Origin of the sequence: Rodentibacter mrazii (assembly GCF_001998825.1) — a bacterium.
Lineage (GTDB): Bacteria > Pseudomonadota > Gammaproteobacteria > Enterobacterales > Pasteurellaceae > Rodentibacter > Rodentibacter mrazii.
On sequence record NZ_MLHG01000099.1, the window covers coordinates 1 to 7,166 of the forward strand.

Annotated in this window: 14 protein-coding genes; 13 read left to right on the forward strand and 1 reads right to left on the reverse strand. The window is 37.4% G+C overall.

The window, feature by feature from the left end; translation table 11 throughout:
- The 9 genes from BKK47_RS12515 to BKK47_RS12375 form a co-directional block, all read left to right on the forward strand.
- On the forward strand, positions 1-551 hold a 551-nt coding region (locus BKK47_RS12515; protein WP_158074774.1), incomplete at its 5' end, for a hypothetical protein.
- An 18-nt stretch (positions 552-569) separates the two neighbouring features.
- Complete coding sequence (locus BKK47_RS11465) at positions 570-1,004, forward strand: hypothetical protein (protein WP_077494967.1); 435 nt, start codon at positions 570-572, stop codon at positions 1,002-1,004.
- Positions 1,005-1,075: 71 nt separating this feature from the next.
- Entirely contained in the window at positions 1,076-1,303 is a 228-nt protein-coding gene (locus BKK47_RS11470; protein ID WP_077494956.1) for a hypothetical protein, read from the forward strand.
- A gap of 53 nt (positions 1,304-1,356) precedes the next feature.
- Entirely contained in the window at positions 1,357-1,668 is a 312-nt protein-coding gene (locus BKK47_RS11475) for a DNA-binding protein (protein ID WP_077494957.1), read from the forward strand.
- Complete coding sequence (locus tag BKK47_RS11480) at positions 1,661-2,026, forward strand: helix-turn-helix domain-containing protein (protein ID WP_077494958.1); 366 nt, start codon at positions 1,661-1,663, stop codon at positions 2,024-2,026. Before BKK47_RS11475 ends, BKK47_RS11480 begins: the two co-directional genes overlap by 8 nt.
- Positions 2,027-2,575: 549 nt before the next feature.
- A complete protein-coding gene (locus tag BKK47_RS11485) occupies positions 2,576-2,821 on the forward strand; it encodes a hypothetical protein (RefSeq protein WP_077494959.1) in 246 nt (81 codons plus the stop codon).
- A gap of 663 nt (positions 2,822-3,484) precedes the next feature.
- Positions 3,485-3,985: a DUF4760 domain-containing protein gene (locus tag BKK47_RS11490; protein WP_077494960.1), complete on the forward strand. Its 501-nt coding sequence runs from the start codon at positions 3,485-3,487 to the stop codon at positions 3,983-3,985.
- A gap of 290 nt (positions 3,986-4,275) precedes the next feature.
- Entirely contained in the window at positions 4,276-4,929 is a 654-nt protein-coding gene (locus BKK47_RS11495) for a KilA-N domain-containing protein (protein ID WP_077494961.1), read from the forward strand.
- A 96-nt stretch (positions 4,930-5,025) separates the two neighbouring features.
- A complete protein-coding gene (locus tag BKK47_RS12375) occupies positions 5,026-5,232 on the forward strand; it encodes a hypothetical protein (protein WP_143529627.1) in 207 nt (68 codons plus the stop codon).
- On the opposite strand, the gene BKK47_RS11500 is transcribed toward BKK47_RS12375, so the two are convergent.
- Complete coding sequence (locus BKK47_RS11500; RefSeq protein ID WP_077494962.1) at positions 5,190-5,378, reverse strand: hypothetical protein; 189 nt, start codon at positions 5,376-5,378, stop codon at positions 5,190-5,192. The genes BKK47_RS12375 and BKK47_RS11500 overlap by 43 nt on opposite strands.
- 93 nt (positions 5,379-5,471) lie before the next feature.
- On the opposite strand from BKK47_RS11500, the gene BKK47_RS11505 reads away from it, so the two are divergent.
- The 4 genes from BKK47_RS11505 to BKK47_RS11520 form a co-directional block, all read left to right on the forward strand.
- Positions 5,472-5,876, forward strand: a complete 405-nt coding sequence (locus BKK47_RS11505) for a hypothetical protein (RefSeq protein ID WP_077494963.1) — start codon at positions 5,472-5,474, stop codon at positions 5,874-5,876.
- A complete protein-coding gene (locus BKK47_RS11510) occupies positions 5,876-6,061 on the forward strand; it encodes a hypothetical protein (RefSeq protein WP_077494964.1) in 186 nt (61 codons plus the stop codon). Before BKK47_RS11505 ends, BKK47_RS11510 begins: the two co-directional genes overlap by 1 nt.
- Positions 6,058-6,354: a hypothetical protein gene (locus BKK47_RS11515; protein WP_077494965.1), complete on the forward strand. Its 297-nt coding sequence runs from the start codon at positions 6,058-6,060 to the stop codon at positions 6,352-6,354. The genes BKK47_RS11510 and BKK47_RS11515 overlap by 4 nt, the downstream gene beginning before the upstream one ends.
- 9 nt (positions 6,355-6,363) lie before the next feature.
- Positions 6,364-7,166, forward strand: an 803-nt coding sequence (locus BKK47_RS11520) for a hypothetical protein (protein ID WP_077494966.1), incomplete at its 3' end; no start/stop codon positions are given.

Genomic DNA, 7,166 nt, shown 5'->3' on the forward strand with positions numbered 1-7,166 from the left:
TTTTGCTTTATCATAATTCATCTCTATATGGAAGTATAAGAAACTTTGAAAGTTATCTTACAAATCTCACTCAAACTGTATCCAAGGATAAAAAATTCTATAAAATTACACTGGCAGAAATTGGCGCAGAAGAATTTCATCCAGATAACAGAAAAGCACCATTAACCCAAATAGAATATAAAATATCTCGTCCAAACAGCAAGAAACCAAGAGATGGCGAAGACCCATGGGTTCAAGAACAATTTGATGAAATGGGGGAACTTGGAGTTAGAACACAGAGAGTTATCCTTCATTCAAGGAAAGGTTTATTACCGGGTGCTTGGGATACAGTAAAGATACTTCTTGGTCTTGACAGAACTAAAATGTTAAAGGTAACACTCAAAGACATAGAGCAACCTATCGACTTACTTCACAACGTATTAAAAGATAAATTTTCAATTCAAGCACCATCAAGAGAAGAAATTGATCCAGAAAAAATTTTCTCAAAAATCCATGAGATAAAAGAGAAACATAATGATATACTAAAAGAATATCTTGATGATGAGGAATAACTAATGGAGGGGATAAAAATGCATATCAAACATTGGAAGAAAATAGCTTCTATCGCTAGTTTTGGTGTGCATTTTTATTTGTGGGAAACAGGCTCATTTACAGCTCTTACTCTAAATGAAATCCATGATCTGAGTAATAATCTATTTTCTATATCAGCAACATTAATAGGCTTTATTTTTGCTGTAATTGCTATTTTAGTTACAATTACCGAAAACCCGCTCATAAAAAAAATGAGAAAAAATGGAATGTACTCTGAAATAATAGATCATCTTGGCTATTTAATAGCAGGATTTAGCATAACAATGTTACTTAGCTATATCAGTTTACTGTTTTCTGGTGAATATTTACATTATTTATTAATCTGCACCTCATTTATCTTCATGTATAGCATGATTATGTTAATTACTGACATGTTCAGACGGTTAAAATTAACATTTCGAAACCTTAAATAATATCTTGCCCTCGTGGCGGTTTTCTTTTACACGATATAATCTTTAAACTAATCATACAGGGAGAATACCCTATGAGCAGAAGTTACAAAAAAACGAAAATCTTCGGCTATACAACGGCATCAAGCGATAAATTAGGGAAGAAAATTAATCACCATAAATTCAGACAAGCAACAAGGCTCGCGCTCTCCACAGGAAAAGAACCACCACATTCACTTAATGCCGTCTATGGTATTTGGGATTTTCCCAAAGATGGAAAGCACTATTGGCGAAATGCAACCAAAAGGGATATGACAAAATAGTGACTTGCTATATTACATAGTAATAGTATAATACATTCTCTCAAGGAAATACGATGTACACTATTATTGAACACGAAAAATTTCAACGCAAAGCCGAGCAAATTTGGACAATGGAAGAACGCCTTGAATTTTTAACTTACCTCTCGCAAAACCCACTTTCAGGTGATGTTATTCCCCACGCTGACGGAATGCGAAAAATTCGGTGGCTGGCAAATGGCAAGGGAAAACGTGGTGGTGTACGCGTTATCTACTTTAATTTATTAGAAGATGGTGTCATTGTTGCATTAGATATTTACGCTAAAAACGTAAAAGAAAATCTAAGCAATCAAGACATTAAGCAACTGAAAGGAGAGAAAAATGGATAAGATTTCTCAAAAAATCCAAAACGCAACAAAAGACTGGAATATTGATGCAATTGTCAAAGCCGTTATTGCAGACGATCCTGATATGATTGAACACGCTGATGATTTTCGTGATACCTTAATTCAAATCAAAGCAGGAAACCTAAAAAATACACGTATTACAAAAATTCCGGTCTCTCCAATTACTGAAACTCGTAATGCAGTACAACTGTCCCAACCTAAATTTGCCGAAAAGCTCGGCATTTCAGTAAATACGTTGCGTTCTTGGGAGCAAGGCTTACGCAAACCAAGTGGCGCAGCAAAAACACTGCTAGATTTGTTACATCGCCGCCCTGAATTAATTCACGAACTTCACGCCTAATTTCAGCCCACGTTAAAACGTGGGTTTTCTTTTATCTTGACGAAATCTATTTCGTTAACATCCTCATACCACCACGAAAATAACCGGAAAACCGACCGCACTTTTCTCTTTTTGCCATTCATTGGTCAAAAAATAAGCAATCAAACAACCTAATCAAAAAATTATTCTCTTAAAAATCAAGCAAATATAAAGTTTTCATTAAATTTATTTAAAGTTTATTTTAAATAAAACTTTACACATTATAAATATTTCTTTATTATACCCACATCAAAACAAAACACCTACCTAGCAAGCCTGATGGCTGAAAGCGAAAGCAAGCAGAGACGGCGGGAACCCGAAAGGGATTGCTCTTTAACAGATTGAATAAGTGGAATAGGGTTAGCTTGTTATAGCCCCCACGCTGAACGGCAGTAAAACAAGACTTATTTCAAACCGTAAACTCTCTTAACTATCAAGAAATTGATTTGAGGGTAACAACGTTACACCGAAATGACAAAGTATTGGATTTATCACATTGTATACGGTTTGAAATAAGGGAGGAGAGAACCTATGAGTATCACAAAAACAAATCCGGCAAAAAACTTTAAGCGGGCTAAGCGTATTGCATTAAAACAAAGTGCATTAATGGCAAAACCTAAAGGTAGCCGAGTTGAAAAAGCGATTAGCCTTGCCGGCAGAGACAAAAAGCTGATTGATGTCGCAAATTATCACTGCACAAAAGGCAAGGTGAAATCAAATATGGTCCGAGCCAAAGAACGCCGACAAATGGGTTGTCGGGAGTTGGTGAGAATTTAAAAGCGATGGTTAAATCAAGTGTTCCGCTAAAGGTCCAGATAAGCAGCTGATTATCAATTTAAGGATAGCTAAGCCAGAATTTGATTTAACCGCCATTATTCGCCCACTGTAACAGGTGGGCTTTTTTATACACAAAGGTTTTATATATGCTTTCAATAATACTTACCTCAGCATTAATTTCATTACTTGTATCGCTGTTAGTTCACAGGTTCACAATGACACAAGTAACAAAATGGTTTGATAAGTTCTTCAATGAAGAAACTAAAGTTTTCGAACAATATGCGAAAGATATTAAAGAAATAGTGAAGAAAAACTCATAGACCAACATCATAGAAGGTTCTTAATGATAGATTTAATGGTTTCCTCTTTTGGAAATCCACAATTGTATTTTTAATTATTCTTAAAAATATTTATTTGTTCACATAATTATTTTTTTATTTGCATAAAGTTTAATTGTTAAGTATTATTCGCAAAGTTATAACGCGCTTGAGCGTTACACTTTCATAGATCGGTGCAAGAGATCATTGTTCTTTATACAAACCATGATGTAAAACTGCTTACTTAAGGGAAACTTAAGTAGGCTTTTTGTGTCTAAGCTAATAGGAGGAAACAATGAAAAGATTTAATTTAAATGAAGGTTGGGAAGTTTAATGGAAGGTTGGGATGGATTCTAACTTAGTGAGCATTTTGACAGGGCTAGGAACATGTTTATTTACAGGTTACCTAGCCTTTTTTGCGTGGTCTCAACTTCAAGAACTTCGCAAACAACATAAGCAAAAAGCAACGATTGATCTCCTTATCAGCAATAATAGCAATTCATATTACAGACGAAGAAGACAAGCATATATGAAAATGAGGGATCAAGGTGCTAATTTTACCGCCCTTGCTTGTGCTTTATCTCCGAATTCATCATCAGATAATGAAACTAAAAGACAAAATTTCATTGTATTAGATGTTCTTAATTCTATTGAATTTATTTGTGTAGGTATTAAAGAAAATCTATTTGATGAAGCGGTTTATAAGCGGATGAGTAAAAGCAGCGTTATTAAAGATTGGCATACACTCAAACCCTACATAATGGAACTTCGCCGTATTAACAATAACAACACTAAACTATTTTGTGAATTTGAATGGCTAGCTGAAAAATGGATTAATGAAAAATAATCTGAATCCCGCTTTACAACGTGGGATTTTTATTTGACACCGCTCCCCTTTCGGATTAAGATAACCGCACTACTTAAGACTAGCGGTTATCCGCACCCGACAGCATAGCGGTTTTTTTATGCCTAAATTCTACCTATACAGATCTGTATAGCTTAGAAGATCAATGATCGGGTCGAGAGAACCTAATATAATACCCTCGTGGGAATAAGTTCCGCCGACTAGTCTCGGTAGTTGAAGCCCGATCACCTACTAACTGATCGAATTACTAACTAAAGACTAGGGGCATAAAAATGTCAAACTTATCAATTCTAAACACATCAATTCGTCAAACTGAAAACTTATATTCACTGAATGATCTACATATTGCTAGTGGTGCTGAAAATAAACATCGCCCAGCTCTATTTATTCGCTTAGACACAACTCAAGAACTTGTAGCGGAAATTCAAAAAGAAGCTCCAAATAAACCCATACTTGTCAGAAAAAACGGCATTGGCACCTACGCTTGCGAAGAACTTGTTTTAGCTTATGCAACTTGGATCAGCCCTAAATTTCATTTAATCGTATTGCGAGCATTTTTAGCAATGCACCGGAACGAGCCGAAACAGCTTGCTTTGCCCGAACCGCCGAAAATGTATCAACGTGATTTAACCGAAAAAGAAATGCAAGATTTCTGCTGGGCGTGGTATGGCTTACGCAACTACATTGAACTAACCGATAAACTGGCAAATTTACTTGGTGCTTTTGGTGGTGACTACGCAAGAGCAATACGTCAGATGAATGAACGTTATCGGAATATACCGCAAGAGCTCTTACCAACCTTGCAACGGATAACCGCTGAATTTAATCAAGATATTACGCACGGCAACGGCTGGAACCGCATTATCTACAATGTGCGACACCCTAACGCCATCATCCGAAGTGGCGGATTAGTCCACTTATTCTAAAACTTAATCAAAACCGACCGCACTTTTCCCCGTGAAAATCGTGTGGCGGTTTTCTACACCCTAAATTCAGTAAATCGACTAAAAAGGAAACAGAACATGGCAAAAGTAAAAATCGTTTTTACGATATTAATTGATGGTTCAGAAAAACTCTCTCACCAAGTTGAATATGAAAAAAAGTGCTGCAAAACATACCAGCAGCACTTTATTGAGGAAAAAGGACTTGCAATAGAAGTCATTAAAAGCCTAGAAGGATTAAAGGCTTATGATGATATTTCTTCCTCTGACTGGTTGATTTCAAAATAGATTTTATTCGCTATCTCAAACATAGCGTAAACAACATCATCAATCGCATTTTCACGATTGGCATTCACTTCAAAAAGATAATGTGATGGAACAAGTTGAACAGCTAAATCAACCGCTTTTTCATAACTAATACGCTCATTTTTCATTGAGTTTATCCTCTGTGTTTAGTTGAAGGGAAACACAAGGATACCACGTTTGCGGTCGTGGCTAAATAAACCGCACAGATACAAGGAAACCCTATGAACAAACGACAAAAACGAACCGGAAAAAAGAAACCGGAACAACCTGCTATGCGTTCCCGTACCATATTTCTCAACGAACCACCGAAAAAGGACACCATTATGCACAAATCTATTTTTGAATTCTTAGCCTTCCTTGGCAAAGCCTTTTTTATTTTACTCGGCACGATAACCGTTTTAATTGCTGTTTTTGGCATTGCCGAAGCGTGGAGCAATCCCACAGACTGGCACAATCACGAAGTCAGCGAGCAAATCAGCCTTGAAACTCGTTGCGAATTTAAAGGCGGCGTATATGAAAATGGAATTTGCCTACCGCCTAATTTAACTCCGTCAGAAGAAAGAGAATTACAGCTCTACACCGCCCAAAAACAAGCAGAAATTGACCGCACTTTTAGGGGGAAATAATGCGTTACTACGACATTCAATCTCACCCGCAAGGACTTGGTTACATCGCCATTGAATATAGAGATCCGGCACGCTCAAATAAAACAGGTTGGAAAAGCCAAAACCATTGCTGCCAAGAGCTTTGTGAAACAGAAATTAATTTACGCAAAGCCTTTATACGTCAAAAAGAGGAGCAAGCAAAATGAACCCTTTTCTCGCCGCAGACAATCAAAAGCACCTAGACAACCTCGCCGCTTGTGATTATGCCCTTGAAGAAGAAATAAAATCCGTCAAAGCCGATGCTGAAAATGAAGACGAAAACGTAATTTATGCGATTAATCAATACCATATTGATAACGGTGAGGAGCTTGAATTGCACGATTTAGCCTACGGTTCCGGTGCATTTGACAAGCTGATTGAGCAACGAGATCGAGCCATTGCCTACGTCGCTAAACAACGTCTCGAAAAACGAATGAATGATTTCGATCCAGATTATTAGGAGAATAAAATGAAACAAGTCGCAAATATCTTTTCTACAGAAAATGGAACAACTGAAAAACAAAACAGCCTTATGGACACGCAATCAGCACGTGAAAGTCAAGAGGTGCAAGCAATGATGATTATTGCTAAACGCTTTCCGCGTGACCCGATTGAGGCAATGGATAGAATTTTAAAATCCTGTACGCGCGAAACCTTGGCGCAAAGTTCCGTTTATTCCTACCCGCGCGGCGGTCAAGCCGTTGAAGGCCCATCAATTCGATTAGCAGAAACACTTGCCCAAGAATGGGGAAATATTCAATACGGCATTAGAGAGCTTAGTCAATCGAATGGTGAAAGTACAGTAGAAGCCTTTGCTTGGGATATTCAAACCAATACGCGCCAAGTAAAAGTGTTCCAAGTGCCACACGTTCGTTTCAGTAGAAAAGGAAAACAAATTCTCACTGACCCACGCGATATTTATGAAGTGGTTGCGAATAATGGCGCGCGGCGATTAAGAGCTTGTATCTTGGGCGTTATTCCCGGTGATGTGATTGAAGCGGCTGTAGCTCAATGCTCAGTTACATTGAAAGCCTACGCCGATACATCTCCGGAAGGATTGAAAAAAGTTGCAGATACGTTTCAAAATGATTTTGGCATAACACCAGAAATGATTGGTAAACGCTATCAATGCCGGTTTGAATCGCTACGACCCGCTCAAGTTGTTCAACTTAGAACGATTTATCAATCTTTAAAAGATGGTATGTCGCAACCAAAAGATTGGTTCGATGTTGAGCCTGAAAAGTCTGAGATTAACTCAATCGTAGATGAAAC

What these genes read in the sequence shown, in the direction of transcription:
- BKK47_RS11465 (WP_077494967.1), top strand. Translation starts at nt 570, where the DNA reads ATGCATATCAAACATTGGAAGAAAATAGCTTCTATCGCTAGTTTTGGT.
- BKK47_RS11470 (WP_077494956.1), top strand. Translation starts at nt 1,076, where the DNA reads ATGAGCAGAAGTTACAAAAAAACGAAAATCTTCGGCTATACAACGGCA.
- BKK47_RS11475 (WP_077494957.1), top strand. Translation starts at nt 1,357, where the DNA reads ATGTACACTATTATTGAACACGAAAAATTTCAACGCAAAGCCGAGCAA.
- BKK47_RS11480 (WP_077494958.1), top strand. Translation starts at nt 1,661, where the DNA reads ATGGATAAGATTTCTCAAAAAATCCAAAACGCAACAAAAGACTGGAAT.
- BKK47_RS11485 (WP_077494959.1), top strand. Translation starts at nt 2,576, where the DNA reads ATGAGTATCACAAAAACAAATCCGGCAAAAAACTTTAAGCGGGCTAAG.
- BKK47_RS11490 (WP_077494960.1), top strand. Translation starts at nt 3,485, where the DNA reads ATGGATTCTAACTTAGTGAGCATTTTGACAGGGCTAGGAACATGTTTA.
- BKK47_RS11495 (WP_077494961.1), top strand. Translation starts at nt 4,276, where the DNA reads ATGTCAAACTTATCAATTCTAAACACATCAATTCGTCAAACTGAAAAC.
- BKK47_RS12375 (WP_143529627.1), top strand. Translation starts at nt 5,026, where the DNA reads ATGGCAAAAGTAAAAATCGTTTTTACGATATTAATTGATGGTTCAGAA.
- BKK47_RS11500 (WP_077494962.1), bottom strand. Translation starts at nt 5,378, where the DNA reads ATGAAAAATGAGCGTATTAGTTATGAAAAAGCGGTTGATTTAGCTGTT.
- BKK47_RS11505 (WP_077494963.1), top strand. Translation starts at nt 5,472, where the DNA reads ATGAACAAACGACAAAAACGAACCGGAAAAAAGAAACCGGAACAACCT.
- BKK47_RS11510 (WP_077494964.1), top strand. Translation starts at nt 5,876, where the DNA reads ATGCGTTACTACGACATTCAATCTCACCCGCAAGGACTTGGTTACATC.
- BKK47_RS11515 (WP_077494965.1), top strand. Translation starts at nt 6,058, where the DNA reads ATGAACCCTTTTCTCGCCGCAGACAATCAAAAGCACCTAGACAACCTC.